The 13,883-nt window shown below is 35.1% G+C and carries 17 protein-coding genes; 10 read left to right on the forward strand and 7 right to left on the reverse strand.

The window, feature by feature from the left end:
* Nucleotides 1-22: 22 nt before the first annotated feature.
* Both RQM59_RS09495 and RQM59_RS09500 read left to right on the forward strand, forming a co-directional pair.
* Complete coding sequence (locus RQM59_RS09495) at nt 23-1,243, forward strand: M20/M25/M40 family metallo-hydrolase (protein ID WP_349241871.1); 1,221 nt, start codon at nt 23-25, stop codon at nt 1,241-1,243.
* An 11-nt stretch (nt 1,244-1,254) separates the two neighbouring features.
* On the forward strand, nt 1,255-1,794 hold the full coding sequence (locus RQM59_RS09500) for a YceI family protein (RefSeq protein ID WP_349241872.1): 540 nt from the start codon (nt 1,255-1,257) through the stop codon (nt 1,792-1,794).
* 2 nt (nt 1,795-1,796) lie between these two features.
* Here the strand turns inward: RQM59_RS09500 and RQM59_RS09505 are convergent, their stop codons facing one another.
* From RQM59_RS09505 to RQM59_RS09515, 3 genes are all read right to left on the reverse strand, one after another.
* Nucleotides 1,797-2,513, reverse strand: a complete 717-nt coding sequence (locus RQM59_RS09505; protein WP_349241873.1) for a VOC family protein — start codon at nt 2,511-2,513, stop codon at nt 1,797-1,799.
* Nucleotides 2,514-2,519: 6 nt separating this feature from the next.
* On the reverse strand, nt 2,520-3,485 hold the full coding sequence (locus RQM59_RS09510; protein ID WP_349241874.1) for a sterol desaturase family protein: 966 nt from the start codon (nt 3,483-3,485) through the stop codon (nt 2,520-2,522).
* Nucleotides 3,486-3,548: 63 nt separating this feature from the next.
* Entirely contained in the window at nt 3,549-3,812 is a 264-nt protein-coding gene (locus tag RQM59_RS09515) for a hypothetical protein (protein ID WP_349241875.1), read from the reverse strand.
* A gap of 125 nt (nt 3,813-3,937) precedes the next feature.
* Between RQM59_RS09515 and RQM59_RS09520 the strand changes: the two genes are divergently transcribed.
* The 6 genes from RQM59_RS09520 to RQM59_RS09545 all read left to right on the forward strand — a co-directional run bounded on the left by RQM59_RS09520 (nt 3,938) and on the right by RQM59_RS09545 (nt 7,832).
* Nucleotides 3,938-4,333 (forward strand): hypothetical protein, encoded by a 396-nt coding sequence (locus RQM59_RS09520; protein WP_349241876.1) that lies wholly within the window; start codon nt 3,938-3,940, stop codon nt 4,331-4,333.
* The gene (locus tag RQM59_RS09525) at nt 4,320-5,465 is read left to right on the forward strand and encodes a hypothetical protein (protein ID WP_349241877.1); all 1,146 of its coding nucleotides are present in this window, start codon (nt 4,320-4,322) and stop codon (nt 5,463-5,465) included. Before RQM59_RS09520 ends, RQM59_RS09525 begins: the two co-directional genes overlap by 14 nt.
* 222 nt (nt 5,466-5,687) lie before the next feature.
* Nucleotides 5,688-6,038 carry a c-type cytochrome domain-containing protein gene (locus RQM59_RS09530; RefSeq protein WP_349241878.1) on the forward strand — a complete coding sequence of 117 codons (351 nt, stop codon included), beginning with the start codon at nt 5,688-5,690 and terminating at the stop codon, nt 6,036-6,038.
* Between the two features lie 6 nt (nt 6,039-6,044).
* Nucleotides 6,045-6,587, forward strand: coding sequence for a YceI family protein (locus tag RQM59_RS09535; protein ID WP_349241879.1), 543 nt, complete (start codon nt 6,045-6,047; stop codon nt 6,585-6,587).
* Nucleotides 6,588-6,609: 22 nt separating this feature from the next.
* Nucleotides 6,610-6,951: a hypothetical protein gene (locus RQM59_RS09540; RefSeq protein ID WP_349241880.1), complete on the forward strand. Its 342-nt coding sequence runs from the start codon at nt 6,610-6,612 to the stop codon at nt 6,949-6,951.
* Nucleotides 6,936-7,832 (forward strand): DUF5777 family beta-barrel protein, encoded by an 897-nt coding sequence (locus RQM59_RS09545; RefSeq protein WP_349241881.1) that lies wholly within the window; start codon nt 6,936-6,938, stop codon nt 7,830-7,832. The genes RQM59_RS09540 and RQM59_RS09545 overlap by 16 nt, the downstream gene beginning before the upstream one ends.
* A gap of 51 nt (nt 7,833-7,883) precedes the next feature.
* Here the strand turns inward: RQM59_RS09545 and RQM59_RS09550 are convergent, their stop codons facing one another.
* On the reverse strand, nt 7,884-8,444 hold the full coding sequence (locus RQM59_RS09550; RefSeq protein WP_349241882.1) for a Crp/Fnr family transcriptional regulator: 561 nt from the start codon (nt 8,442-8,444) through the stop codon (nt 7,884-7,886).
* An 81-nt stretch (nt 8,445-8,525) separates the two neighbouring features.
* Here RQM59_RS09550 and dusB point away from each other — a divergent pair, with 81 nt between their 5' ends.
* Nucleotides 8,526-9,527, forward strand: coding sequence for a tRNA dihydrouridine synthase DusB (dusB, locus tag RQM59_RS09555; RefSeq protein WP_349241883.1), 1,002 nt, complete (start codon nt 8,526-8,528; stop codon nt 9,525-9,527).
* Here dusB and RQM59_RS09560 read toward each other — a convergent pair whose 3' ends face one another.
* From RQM59_RS09560 to rbfA, 3 genes are all read right to left on the reverse strand, one after another.
* On the reverse strand, nt 9,528-11,600 hold the full coding sequence (locus RQM59_RS09560) for a T9SS type B sorting domain-containing protein (protein WP_349241884.1): 2,073 nt from the start codon (nt 11,598-11,600) through the stop codon (nt 9,528-9,530). It lies immediately after the preceding gene.
* A gap of 120 nt (nt 11,601-11,720) precedes the next feature.
* Nucleotides 11,721-12,923 carry an ABC transporter permease gene (locus RQM59_RS09565; protein WP_349241885.1) on the reverse strand — a complete coding sequence of 401 codons (1,203 nt, stop codon included), beginning with the start codon at nt 12,921-12,923 and terminating at the stop codon, nt 11,721-11,723.
* Between the two features lie 68 nt (nt 12,924-12,991).
* Nucleotides 12,992-13,387: a 30S ribosome-binding factor RbfA gene (gene rbfA, locus RQM59_RS09570; protein ID WP_349241886.1), complete on the reverse strand. Its 396-nt coding sequence runs from the start codon at nt 13,385-13,387 to the stop codon at nt 12,992-12,994.
* 62 nt (nt 13,388-13,449) lie between these two features.
* Between rbfA and mce the strand changes: the two genes are divergently transcribed.
* Nucleotides 13,450-13,851, forward strand: a complete 402-nt coding sequence (mce, locus tag RQM59_RS09575) for a methylmalonyl-CoA epimerase (RefSeq protein ID WP_349241887.1) — start codon at nt 13,450-13,452, stop codon at nt 13,849-13,851.
* Nucleotides 13,852-13,883 lie beyond the last annotated feature (32 nt).

Raw genomic sequence — 13,883 nt, forward strand, 5'->3', positions numbered from 1 at the left:
AGCAAAAATAACATTTAATCCCATGAGACACATTCTATTTAGCATCTTTTTACTGAGCTTGATCTCCTGTCAAACAGAAATAAGAAATACTACCATAAAAGAAGACGTTCAGTTTTTAGCTGATGACAAATTAGAAGGAAGGCAAACTGGAACTAAAGGAGAACTTGAAGCTGCTGCTTATATCTCGGAAAGGTTTAAAACTCTTGGATTAAAACCAAAAGGAACGAAGGATTATTTACAACCATTCTCGTTTACTCCAAAAACAAATCCACATGAGAAGGTGAAATTCACAGAAAACAAGGACGGAACTATCACTGGAAACAATGTTATAGGTTTTATAGATAATCAAGCTGCCAACACAATTATTATAGGTGCACATTATGATCATTTAGGATACGGAGGAGATGGATCCTTATATAGGGATTCTATTAAAGCTGTACATAATGGAGCGGATGACAATGCAAGTGGTGTAGCTGTGATGCTGGATCTAGCAAGAAAAATCAAAGAAACGAACACGAATAACAACTATCTGTTCATGGCTTTTTCAGGAGAAGAAATGGGCTTACTAGGATCCAACTATTTTGTTAAGAATCCAACTATAGACACTAAGAAAGTTAGTTATATGATCAATATGGATATGGTAGGTAAATTGAAAAAAGATAGCACGTTAGCTGTTTATGGAACTGGCACCTCACCAATGTTTAAGCAAGTATTAAAAGCACATAACACCGCCTTTAAGTTGATTCAAAAAGAATCTGGAGTGGGCCCAAGTGATCATACTAGTTTTTACCTTGCAGACATCCCAGTTTTACATTTCTTTACGGGCCAGCACGAGGATTACCATAAGCCTAGTGACGATTCAGAAAAGTTAAACTATGCTGGTATGAAACAAATTTCTGAATATATTTTTAAAATAATTGGAGATCTAGACGATAATGGAAAGTTAGCATTCAGAAAAACAAAGAACGAAAGTGATAATACACCGAGGTTCAAAGTTGGTTTAGGCGTTATTCCTGATTATTTATTTGACGGAAAAGGAATGCGTATCGATGGTGTTTCTGAAGGAAAACCTGCTCAGAAAGCCGGATTACAAAAAGGAGATATTGTTATTCAATTAGGAGATAGTGCCGTGATAGATATGATGAGTTATATGAGAGCACTTTCTATCTTTGATAAAGGAGATAAAACCAAAGCCATTGTGAATAGAAAAGGTAAAAAAGTGAAGGCTGAAATTCAATTTTAGTAAATTCTTTCATGAAAAAAATAGTGCTTATACTCTGTTTCATCACTTCATTTCAAGCGCTGGCTCAACAATACTATACAAGAACGGGAGTTACTGAATTAATGGCTTCGGTAAACCTTTATGATTCTATAAAGATCTATAACTGGAGTACAAGTGTAGTATTAGATGCTAAAAACGGAGACCTTTCTGCAATAATCTTTGTAAAGGCCTTTCAATTTAACAGAGTCATATTAGAGAGTAGTTTTAATGATGAGGTAATGGAATCTGACATCTACCCAAAAGCAACCTTTAAAGGAAAAATACATGATTTTGACCCTGAAATCGGAACTAGGAAAGAATTTAAAATAAGTGGAGAACTAACGATAAAGGGGATTCAAAAAAAAGCAGAAACAACAAGTTTCATTTCAAAAAAAAAGAATGGAGAATTATGGCTTATGGCTACATTTACCATGAATCCAAAAGATTTTAATATTAAAATTCCCGATTTGGTGAAAGATCGAGTTGGTAGGTTTATAGATCTGACCGTTTATTTTAAGTTAAAGAAAAAATAATATTATATCTCCTGAACATAAAAAAAAGCTTCTGACCCATCTGAACACATTACTTTATTGCCTTCATCAAAAATAACGTAGCCGCCACATTGTTTAATCTTAACTGTGGTTTCTCGAATATTCCGAACTCCAAATGTACACACCCAATATTGATGTTTTCCTTTAAAAAAATTATCTACCTGTGATATCGTTGCCAGCTTCTCCATTGAAGATTTACAGAATACTTCCACCTGAGTTTCATTTGTCCACATACACCTCCAATTAAATAAATCTTCATAAAACTCTACGGCTTTTTGCACATTTGAGACATGCAGTTCATTAAAGATCAAACTGTTCTCTACTGAGGTCGTGCGGGCATCTAGATACGTTCCTTCATAGACAGTAAAGCCTGCACCTTGTGTATCTCTTATCAAAGCAACTGCTCTAATAGGGTTATTCATATCCACTAATTCTACAATCCCCCCTAAATGTTTCGCCTTCTTCACTATTTCCTCAACACTTTCCACCTGGATGTAGGACATCCAAAAAGAAGGCATTTTTATTCTCTTAAATTTTTCAGGTGTCTCGTATAATCCTGATGTAGCTATATTACCTACATATGCCGTAAGATATCCTTCAGCATCATAATAACTCCAATCAAAAACGGTCTCGTAGAAAGATCTTATTTTCTTTGGTTTGTAACTAGATAGGTCTGCCCAAATAAATTTATTCTGAATCATTTACGTCTATCTTTGAATAGGTTCTTTTGGCAACCAATCCGGCGGTTTTACCAATACCAATAATTTATTTTTAATTCCTTTTACTTTACCCATCTTCGCCCTTAATCTACTCAATCCATGTAAAAAGACCTTAAATGGATTTACGCTATTCAACGGTTCCGAAATTCCATATACTACTTTCTCTTTTTCTGGCTCAAAAGTTCCCAATATTCGATCCCATACGATCAAGATACCTCCATAGTTTTTATCCCAATACTGTCTGTTCGATCCGTGATGCACTCTATGATGCGAAGGCGTATTAAAGATATATTCAAACACTTTGGGAAATTTCCCTACAACCTCAGTATGCAATAGTGTTTGAAAAACTTGTACAAAGACCTCACAGGCCAATAACAAAAAAGGGTTAAAACCTAAGAGTACAGCAGGAATGGAAAAAAATAACGGAAAAACAGAGTCCAAAGGTCCAAATCTATAAGCCACAGACATATTAAAGTGTGGCGAACTATGGTGCACGGTATGTGTAGCCCATCCAATTCCAATCCTGTGCATTAACCTATGTTCCCAGTAGTATAAAAAATCTGCTAAAAGAATGCAACTTGCAATAGTTACCCAGTTGATAAGAAGTTCAGGTAAAATAGCATAATAAGAAGCATACGTATACAACTTAATGACTAATAAAATTCCTAGTACGTACTCTATTCCTATAAAAAGGAAAAAAGTGATCACGTTAGCTATCGAGTCCAGAATTAGATCTTTGTTCAACCTTTTCAAAACAACATATCGGATTAGTTCAATACTAAAAAATGGAACAATAATATAACCTAGGCTTAAATCATTAAATATATAAAAGAGGTAAGCCACCCAATCCGAATCCAACACCTCGAGGCTAAAGTTACTACTTGCCCAATGTGGAAACCACACAACAACCGAAACAATAACAATACTGTATATTACTAATCTTACTCTACTCATCTTTCTATTTTATAGTACAAAACTCTTAAACTTTCCTAAACTCTCTTTTGATATATATCAAAATCATCCATAGAAATGATTATAATCTATGAATAAGGTTGATAAAGAATAGAATGCCATCAATATCCAGCTTAAAATAATGACCCAGTATAAATTTGAAGTTTCTTTTTTATAAATAGGTTCCACAAAATAAGTTACTCCTGAAAATATATCTGGAATAACCCAATAGAAGAATAAAACACCCCACATCCATTCCCAATTCATAAAAACGGCAATATAAACCAGAATCAGTGCTACAATTGTTCTCCATTTAATGTTGCTAGTCATGCCTATAATTTTTCTAAAGTTATCATTTTTTTAAAATTATCCATGCGCTCATTTTTCATTTTTGACATAAGTCAAAAAAAAAGATTGATGAAGCGCTCATCTTTGCACAATCAATACTAATACCAATGAAAAAACTTATTTTCTATTTACTGTTGTTAGCACTCATTTCATGCTCTAACTCTCCTAAAGAACTTGCCGGAATATGGGAAGTAAAAAGTCCTTTTTATAAAGCAATATATTCCATAGAGGATCAAAATGATAAAATGGTCGGAAAGATACTATACTACAACGATGACACCTATATCTACAGAGAAACCGGCACCAAAAAAGATGTTTTTCTTCATCAACTAGAAAAAAAGGGGGACCTCTACATAGATGCTATTTCGGGAGCCACTATTTCTAAAAAAGGAATCACCTTGAAACTTATTGGAAAAGATACTTTAGAAGTCACCTCCTACATAAGAAACAACCCATTAAAAGAATTTTGGATTAAAAAAACAAATTACAATGAACATTACTAAAAAATTATTCATACTAATTTTCGTCACTTCTATTATAAGTTGTGAAGATGGTATAAGAGATATTACAGGCGGAAATACCAATGGTTCACCTACAAACGTTACTGAGGTAAAACCAATAGATATTACACAAGATGGGTTTGACTTTCTAGAAAAAATGCAAGGGCATTGGACTGGAATGAACAGGGTTATTACGGATGATTATCCGTGGTTTGCTTTTGATTACAGAGCTATTTCTCCATCACACATTCATGGAATTCACGAAGGCGGTACAGCAGGGAATCTCCTAACTTCTTTTTTTGTTACTGACTATAAAAACACTAGGACTATCATAGCAAGAAACGGCGGACTACTAAACGGTATTTACAGAAGTAGCTATTTTGTAATGGACAGTATTAGTCAAATTGCGAGTAATGAAAAGTACTTCCGATTTGTAGATGCCATTGGAGGTAAAGGCATTATGTTCTTCGAGTTAAAGTTTAAAAATGATAGCTTGTACTTTAATGCTTATACTAGTAATTTAGGCTTAAGGACACTTCCTACACGTCATATGACCTTTAAAGCCAAAAAAAGAGATCTTGAACTTTCTCAAAGTGCTGCAAACGAAGTTGGGTTTCCTCAAAACATTGCAGCCTGGGATTTTTCAAACGGATTTATAACAGATAATCTTTACATAACCTCAGGAGAAACACGTCCTGTTTCGGCCACGTTTTTAGCGCAAGCCAATAATAACGATGTATATACTTTGGCAACGCAGTCAGGAGATCCTTTTACAATATTGGATCACCCAAGGTTAGGGTCTTTAACTATAAACATGGACAGAAATACTCAAATTACAGGAGATGTACTGCTATGCTATTTATCCAAAAAACCATTGACAGACACTAATGGTTTTTTCACTACGGATGCAGATGCCTATGAAACCATTCTACATTTCCCCGCTTTAAGCGCTGGAGAAGATCGGTTCTTTTATTCGTACTTACATCCGGGCAATTATTATGTAACTATTGTTGCCGACAAGGATAATAGTTTTGGCCCAAGTCAAGGAGATTTTAGTTCTAGAAGTACACTAATTACCATTGGAAATGAAGAACACAAGACCATATCTATAACCAATATTAACATTCAAAATTAATTGTTAGATTTGTTAGGGCACAGAGCGTTTGGTTACAAAAACCAACGTAACACAACTAAATATTTTTCCTTTTTAAAGCTGTTTTTTCCGCTTTATGAAAGTTTTGTTGCTTTCAAATGAGGTTTTGTATTTAGTTTGTCCTATCAAATCGATTCTTGCACAGTTATTTAGAAACTTGTAAATTAAGGATCTCGATTTGTTTGAAAACTTAAAAACATCACAATGAAAAAACACCTTTATGCGCTTCTAGTTATCGGACTCATCATGTCATCATGTACCACTGCTGAAATTCCTTTAGAGGAAGATCCAGATCCGATTCTTACGACTATTACTTATACGGCAGATGTAAAACCTGTTATTGACAATAACTGTGTTACCTGTCACGGTGCCGTCAATCCTAACGCTGGTTTAAGTTTGACTACGTATTTACAAGTAAAGAACGCTGCCGAAAATGGAAACCTTATTGCAAGAATGAATAACGCTTTAAATCCAATGCCTCCTGCGGGAATATTGCCTGCTCAGACTAGAGCAATTATAGATAAATGGAGAGACGATGGCTTTCTAGAAAACTAATATATTATGAAAAAACTACTATTCTTATTCGTCCTTATTACTGCTCAAACTGTTGTAGCACAAACATACTTTACTAGAACAGGCATGACTGAATTCAAAGCTTCTGTAGAAGCATTTGAACCTGTAGAAGCAAAGAACAGCAGTACCACTGCAATTCTAAAAGCTGGATCAGGCGATATTGCTGCTCAGCTTTTTATCAATGCTTTTCAGTTCAGAGTTGCGTTAATGCAAGAACATTTTAATGAAAATTATATGGACTCTGATAAATTTCCTAAAGCAGTTTTCAGAGGAAAGATCAAAGATTTTGATCAACAATCCATAGATCCAAACAAGGAATACTCATTAACAGGCTCGCTCACTGTACGAGGTATTAAAAAAGATATCCAAACTACAATTAAAATAAGCACCTCTAATAATACAATCAAACTAACTTCATCTTTTTCGGTAGCTCCAGAAGACTTTGGAATTAAAATTCCAAGCATAGTGAGTAATAAAATCGCTGAAAAAATTAACATCACACTAGATTATGAACTTGTCGAAAAGAAGTAAAATTATATTGTTCATATTAGTTATGGGGATACTTACCGCTGCTGCGGTATATCTCTACGCTATGAGACCTCCTGCGAAGATTGAATCTAAAGCTGTTGATTTTTCAGGCACTTCTGATAGTTTTATGGCTAAAGTGAAGGAAGATGCTACCGTTTGGGAAAATAAAGTAGTGTCATTAATGGGTAAAATCACAAGCAAAGATGACAAAGGAATTACACTTAGTAACCAGATCTACTGTCAGTTTAGAGATGATGTCGATTCCTCACTTTTAAATGTAGGATCAGAAATTACATTAAAAGGTCGTGTTATAGGTTATGACGACCTGCTTGAAGAATTAAAACTAGATCAATGTATCATTCAATAATTAAATCAACCATGCCAAAAAAATATTTTTTACTCATCGCTTTTTCAATTTTATCATTTACCTCCATACAAGCTCAAGATGATCTGTTGGATGAACTTGATAGTGAAACAAAAAAAGAAACCCAATTCGAACTTCCTGCTTTTAAAGCAATGAAGATTGGAAACCTGCAATCTACTAAAGTAGCAGATAAAGGAGATTTATACTTATACGTTTCCCATCGATTCGGAACCTTGCAAAACGGACTTAAAACCTTCTTTGGGTTTGATGATGCAAACACAAAGATTCAACTGGTATACGGTTTTTGGGAAGGTGTTCAAATGGGAATCAGCAGAGAGTCACTTGGACAAACATATGCTGCCTCTTTAAAAGTACGATTGGCCAAACAGAGCGACAACATGCCATTCAATTTTGTTGCGTACGGAACTGCTAATAGAAATACTCAACTAAGTGAAACCCAATACCCTTTCTTAAAATCTGGAGATCGAATGAGTTATGCTACGCAATTACTAATTTCAAGAAGGTTTTCTAAGAATTTTTCATTTTTAATTGCGCCATCATATATTCGTCAAAATCTTCAAAATATAAATCTGACTGGTGCCAATAATCATAATCAGTTTGCCATGGGATTAGGAGGGAGAATAAAAGTGAGCAAACGAATGAGCATTAATATGGATTATGCTTATAATTTTAATAGAGATAGTAATTCATTATTTAGTGATCCTCTTACTATTGGTGTAGACATCGAAACCGGAGGTCATGTATTCCAATTACTTTTTTCGAATGCGCAATCTACTAACGAACCAGGTTTTTTAAGTAATGCTGAAGGAAACTGGGGAGATGGCCATATCTTTTTCGGATTTAATATCGTACGTGTATTCTAACAATAGATCATATAATTATTTGAGAAGGGCTTTCTACATGGAAAGCCTTTTTTATTTACCTCTTATCCTACTCAATGTTTCTTGGGTTATTCCCAACATCGAAGCGATATGTCCCAAATTTGCCCGCTGCGTTATACTAGGAAAAACCGCAATCAATAATTCGTATTTCTCTTTAGCCGATAAGAAATAATATCCTTTGTAAAACTCGTCAATGGCCGCAATTTGCTCTTCCAACATTAGTCGTACAAATCTTTCTAGTTCAGGATGTTTTAAATACAGTTCCTGCCAATCATCATAAGACAATGAAATCAACTTTGATTCTTCCGTTACCTCTATGTATTCAGTTGATGGTTTTTTTAAGAGATAACTATGCCATGAAGTAATCATTCCTCCTTCAGGATATATCCAATGGGTGATATCCTTCCCTTTCTGGTATAGATACGTTCTTACCGTACCAGACTCCATATAATATAAATGTCGTGATGTTTTGCCTTCTTCAGCTAACATCGTTCCTTTTGGAAATACTATGGCTTTAGCCAATTCCTTTATCGTATTTTCAGCTTCCGCTGACAAAGAAATATAGGTCTTTATATAACTAATAAATGTATCCATTGATTGCAAAATAAGTAAATTCCATGCAGGAATATATAGATACCGCTTGCTATTTGTTATTTTTGTCAAAAATTTAAGCCTTTGGTAAAAATAGATCACATAGAGTTACCTGATTTTCCATTATTGCTAGCGCCAATGGAAGATGTTTCGGACCCTCCTTTTAGAGCATTATGCAAAGAAAACGGAGCGGACGTGGTATATACCGAATTCATTTCTTCGGAAGGCTTAATTCGTGATGCAGCAAAAAGCGTGATGAAATTAGATATCTATGAAAAAGAACGTCCGGTTGGTATTCAGATCTTTGGAGCCAATTTGGATTCTATGCTGCGTTCTGTAGAGATAGTAGAAAAAACAAATCCAGATATTATCGATATCAACTTTGGCTGTCCTGTAAAAAAAGTAGTTTCTAAGGGAGCAGGTGCCGGTATTCTAAAAGATATTGATCTTATGGTAAAATTGACGGAAGCCATGGTAAAGCATACCAATCTTCCTATTACTGTAAAAACACGTTTAGGGTGGGACCATGATTCCATTCGCATTGTAGAGGTTGCCGAAAGATTGCAAGATGTTGGATGTAAAGCCATTGCTATACATGGAAGAACTAGGGCTCAAATGTATAAAGGTGATGCAGATTGGGGACCAATTTCCGAAGTGAAAAACAATCAAAGAATGCACATTCCCGTATTCGGAAATGGAGACATCACAAGCCCAGAAAGGGCCATGGAAATGCGAGACAAGTATGGTCTGGATGGAGCTATGATTGGTCGCGCTTCTATTGGGTATCCTTGGTTCTTTAATGAGGTAAAGCACTATTTTAAAACGGGAGAACATTTAGCAAAACCAACTATAGCACAACGCACCGAAATGGCTAGGCGTCACCTGCAAATGTCTATTGACTGGAAGGGAGAACATTTAGGTGTGGTAGAAACAAGGAGGCATTATACTAACTATTTTAAAGGCATTCCGCATTTTAAAGAGTATCGCTTAAAAATGGTAACTTCAGATGATCCTAAAGATGTGTTTGCTACTTTTGATGAGGTTGAACAAAAATTTGGAGATGCATTGATTCCAAAGATTGGATAGTTATTTCCGCAACAAACTAAAATGACCTCGCACTTTTCTAACAGTACCATCTTGTTCTATAAGACGAACTTCATACCAATAATCATTTGATGGTAGGGCACTACCCGCATACATTCCATTCCAACCGATATCTTGTAACGTAAATTTTCCTAGTGGTTTCCCGTATCTACTAAATATGGCAACACTAGCATCTTGGTAATACGCTCGTTCCAGGCCTCCAATACCCCAATAATCATTCACTCCATCTCCATTAGGCGTAAAGAAATCAGGAAAATTTAATAAGGATAATTCAAAAGAACGATTTCCACAACCTGCTTTGTCTCTAATATTTAACAGATAAATCCCTACTTCTAAATTCGTGAAGTTGGCGTTACTTTGATAATCGGCAATAACGTTAAAGTTCCCATCCAACAATTGAAATTCGTAGTCCACTCCGCGTATATTATCCAATCGAACACGAATCGTATTACTATCCGAATTGTCAATTATTTCAATATGATCTCTTGTAATTTCACTAATGGTAGATCCTACAATAGTCACTGGTTTTATATCCGAAGTACATCCTGAAGAAGCCGTAGCAAATACTTTATAAGCCCCTGAATCTAACTCCGAGATATCAATATCATTTCCAATAACAACATCATTCGCATCTAACCATGTAAAAGTGTAATCAGCACCAAAATGTTGAATAGATATGCTTTGTGTGAATTCATCTAATTTACAAATAGTTCCCTCCCCAAGTATTTCAAAATTTGGTTTTTCATGAATCCTAATAACATTTTCCTCCGTATAGGTACTGGCGCCAAAAACAGCATTAACACTTACCGTATACAGACCTGGTGTATTGTATATATGCGAAGGTTCCAGTAAGGTAGAAGTATTGTCAGTTCCAGAAGATGGATCTCCAAAATCCCAAACTACGGAGTCTGGTTCATTAGATAATAAAAAATCAGTTGGACTCCCTGCGCAGTAATTTTGGCTTTCAAATGTAGTCAAGGCATTAGGTCTTGCAATAAAATCAGGTAACCCTAAACGAGACTCCCTCAAACCAAGTGACAAACCATCATGTATATAATTACAAGCAGTTCCTCTTTCTTCAGGACTATTTATGACTCCTAGATAATCACTTAAACGAGCTACATATATTTTGTCATCCGGACCTAATTGCATTTGCCAAACAGATTGAGAACCTGTTGGCGTAAAAACATTCATTCCTGAAGATGGTATGTCTGAAGCACTTATGTCGTATTGATAGATTCCCCTTTCATCTTCAGAAATATATAATAAGCTACTTGAGGGAGAAAATTCTGCCCCATAGTTAAAACCTCTCGTATTTAAAACTATCCCATTCGTTACTGTTCCATCTGAAATATTGAAATCGAACAATTCTGCATTTGTCTCTGTACACATCACTAATTTACTTCCATCCGGAGATACTTTAATACTCCCTACCGAGAAAGTTCCTCCAAATGCAATTGTACTTCCAACCGGACTTGTTATTCCGATGTTACTTACTCCAGAAGGAGTTACTCTAAACGAACGAAAGTTATTATCTAGCTTATCATGGGTTATTACCCAAACATCTTCTCCATTTTCATGTAAAACAGCAGTCAGTTTTTCTGTGATGTCATCGATTAGCATCCTATTTTTAAGACTGGTAATGCCTCCTAAACCGCCATCTAAAGACATGTTTACTTCAGAATAATTTAACCCATTACTTCCCTCGGTTCCAACAGTAAAAATGTAATAAATATTAGCATCGTTTGGTTTTGGGACGATCAAGGCTGATTGCGTTGACGAATCCCCACCGAGCAACTCTGTACCATTTAACATCACTGCATGGTTTCTGTTCCAAACGGTAACTCCATCTGTATAGAATAATAAGTTTCCAAAACTATCCGAAATGGAAGCGCTTCCCTCTTGTGTAAGCATAGCTGAATTTCCAAGTGATATGGGAGTTCCGCTATTAAAATCTAACCCAGAAGTACCAAAGTACCAGAAGTTTGCTTCCTTTTGGGCATGCACGGAACAGGCCATAAGAAAAGCTACCACCAAAATTCTAAGACTCCCCATACCCCTAAGATACTAATTTTTAGTTTTTTAAATTAGACGTAAGAACCTATGAATTCTTAACAAGGTCGTTGAAAATTCTCTTAATACTGTGATAAAATTTGGTTTCTCAAAAAAAGAGTATTATTCCTCTACAAATTTTTGAGAGATCCTACTACTAGCAATTTTTGCAGCTAGATAACCGAGGGCTATGATGGTGAGTGCTACAATAATAAAATTTTCTAATTTAAATTCTACAGGATATGCTATATTCTGTGTAATCATAAATAGCTCATACTTTTGTTGTATAAACACCATCACAATTCCTAAGCTCAAACCAATAAAAGTCCCTATCACCGTTAATAAAAAACCTTGAAGGACAAATATTTTCTTGATCTCTTTTAAAGAAGCTCCCATATTAAATAATGTCTTCAGATTCTGTTTTTTATCTATGATCATCATAATAATAGCTCCAATCACATTGAACAAAGCAATAATAACAATCAGCGTGAAAATCAAATATGACACAAAATTTTCTGTATTGATCACTTTGTAGAATAACGCATTCAACTGAGCTCTAGTTTCTACTTTAAAGCCACTCCCCAAGGTTTTTTGAAATGCTGAAGCAAACGCCTCCGAATATTCACTATCTCTGAGCTTTATTTCTATACCCGAAACTTGATTGGTATCATATCTTAACAATTCTTGAGCTAGGGGAAGGTTCACAAAAACGTACTTATTCTCAAACTCTTCAGTGCCAGAATAAATTCCTGTGATCTGAGCTTCTACTTTGCGAAATGCATTTGCGGGATTTGCTATTTTAGTACCAGGTTTAGGAACATAGATTTCCAATGGTTCGGTAAAATTCATGATTCCTAAAGAAAGTTTGTAGGAGATCCCATTACCCAATATAGCTGTATTCTTATATCTAGAATCTAGCCAATCTCCAACTACGATGGCAGAATCTATCTGAGTAACATTTGTATAATTTCGATCTACTCCTTTTATATAGGCAATATGAGGCTTCTCCTTATACGTTAGAAAAACGCGCTGCTCTAAAATTTTTGAATATGCAATGATATCTTCTTGTTCCTCTAAAATACTTTCCAGACTATCGGTGATCATAAAAGTCTTTCCTTTGGTTGTAGAGATTTTAATATCAGGATCTGAAATATCCAATAAAGAATAACTAAACGTTCTCAACCCAGAAAACCCTGAAAGAATAATGAACAATGCCAAGGCTCCAACGATAACACCAAACGACGCTATGAGCGTTATAATATTAATTGCGTTATTCCTATTCTTGGTAAATAGGTATCGTTTCGCTATGTAGTATGAGAAATTCAATTTTCTAAATAGATAAAGCAGAAATATACCATTTAAAATTGTTTTTCTACTTGGCTAGCAGTAAAATCTTATTGCTTTTTACGACGGGGTAAAATATCAGGATTTGCTATCGGATTTTCATCTTCTCCACGCAATGATTTATCTATATTTTCGATATAGTCTAGAGAGTCGTCACCAAAAAACAATAACTCAGGCATTCTTCGTAATTGATTCCTGGTTCTTTTAGCCATTTCATGACGAATTAATGGCGTATTAGATTGCACTCCTTCAATTATCGCAGTCCTCTTTTCCGAAGGAAAAACACTCAAATAAACTTTGGCAACACCAAGATCTGAAGTAACAGATACTTTAGATACAGAAATAATAACTCCTTGCATTCCATCTTGAGCTGCCTTCTGTAGTACGTCTACTAGATCCTTTTGCAATACCCCGGCAATCTTCCTTTGTCTATTTGTTTCTTCCATGCGGCAAATTTACTCATATTTACTAAAAGATTTAGTTATTTTTGTCGATAAGAAACAATCCTATGAACAAAATAGAGCACATTGGTATCGCAGTTAAAGATCTAGAACATTCAAATAAGTTGTTTGCCTCACTCTTCAACAAACCTCATTACAAAATAGAAGAAGTCGCTTCTGAAGGTGTTAAAACATCTTTTTTTGAATCTGGACCCAATAAAATAGAATTGTTGGAAGCTACCAAACCTGATAGTCCAATTGCAAAGTTTATTGAAAAGAAAGGAGAAGGGATTCATCATATTGCTTTTGCGGTAGATGATATTTTTTCAGAAATAGCCCGATTAAAAGGCGAAGGGTTTACCGTGCTTAACGAAACTCCAAAAAAAGGTGCAGACAACAAGTTGGTGGCTTTTTTACATCCAAAAACTACCAATGGCGTCTTAATAGAATTGTGTCAAGAAATTGCATAAAGTTTAACAATTTCACTTCCAATTAAAATGGA

Source organism: Asprobacillus argus (assembly GCF_032248395.1).
Lineage (GTDB): Bacteria > Bacteroidota > Bacteroidia > Flavobacteriales > Flavobacteriaceae > Polaribacter > Polaribacter argus.

Bases quoted from the DNA above. Each gene is read 5' to 3' on its own strand.
- rbfA (WP_349241886.1), bottom strand. From the start codon at position 13,387: ATGGAAGAAACAAATAGACAAAGGAAGATTGCCGGGGTATTGCAAAAG.
- RQM59_RS09505 (WP_349241873.1), bottom strand. From the start codon at position 2,513: ATGATTCAGAATAAATTTATTTGGGCAGACCTATCTAGTTACAAACCA.
- RQM59_RS09515 (WP_349241875.1), bottom strand. From the start codon at position 3,812: ATGACTAGCAACATTAAATGGAGAACAATTGTAGCACTGATTCTGGTT.
- RQM59_RS09545 (WP_349241881.1), top strand. From the start codon at position 6,936: ATGTATCATTCAATAATTAAATCAACCATGCCAAAAAAATATTTTTTA.
- RQM59_RS09500 (WP_349241872.1), top strand. From the start codon at position 1,255: ATGAAAAAAATAGTGCTTATACTCTGTTTCATCACTTCATTTCAAGCG.
- RQM59_RS09530 (WP_349241878.1), top strand. From the start codon at position 5,688: ATGAAAAAACACCTTTATGCGCTTCTAGTTATCGGACTCATCATGTCA.
- RQM59_RS09495 (WP_349241871.1), top strand. From the start codon at position 23: ATGAGACACATTCTATTTAGCATCTTTTTACTGAGCTTGATCTCCTGT.
- RQM59_RS09560 (WP_349241884.1), bottom strand. From the start codon at position 11,600: ATGGGGAGTCTTAGAATTTTGGTGGTAGCTTTTCTTATGGCCTGTTCC.
- RQM59_RS09540 (WP_349241880.1), top strand. From the start codon at position 6,610: ATGGGGATACTTACCGCTGCTGCGGTATATCTCTACGCTATGAGACCT.
- RQM59_RS09525 (WP_349241877.1), top strand. From the start codon at position 4,320: ATGAACATTACTAAAAAATTATTCATACTAATTTTCGTCACTTCTATT.
- RQM59_RS09550 (WP_349241882.1), bottom strand. From the start codon at position 8,444: ATGGATACATTTATTAGTTATATAAAGACCTATATTTCTTTGTCAGCG.
- RQM59_RS09535 (WP_349241879.1), top strand. From the start codon at position 6,045: ATGAAAAAACTACTATTCTTATTCGTCCTTATTACTGCTCAAACTGTT.
- RQM59_RS09520 (WP_349241876.1), top strand. From the start codon at position 3,938: ATGAAAAAACTTATTTTCTATTTACTGTTGTTAGCACTCATTTCATGC.
- RQM59_RS09510 (WP_349241874.1), bottom strand. From the start codon at position 3,485: ATGAGTAGAGTAAGATTAGTAATATACAGTATTGTTATTGTTTCGGTT.
- mce (WP_349241887.1), top strand. From the start codon at position 13,450: ATGAACAAAATAGAGCACATTGGTATCGCAGTTAAAGATCTAGAACAT.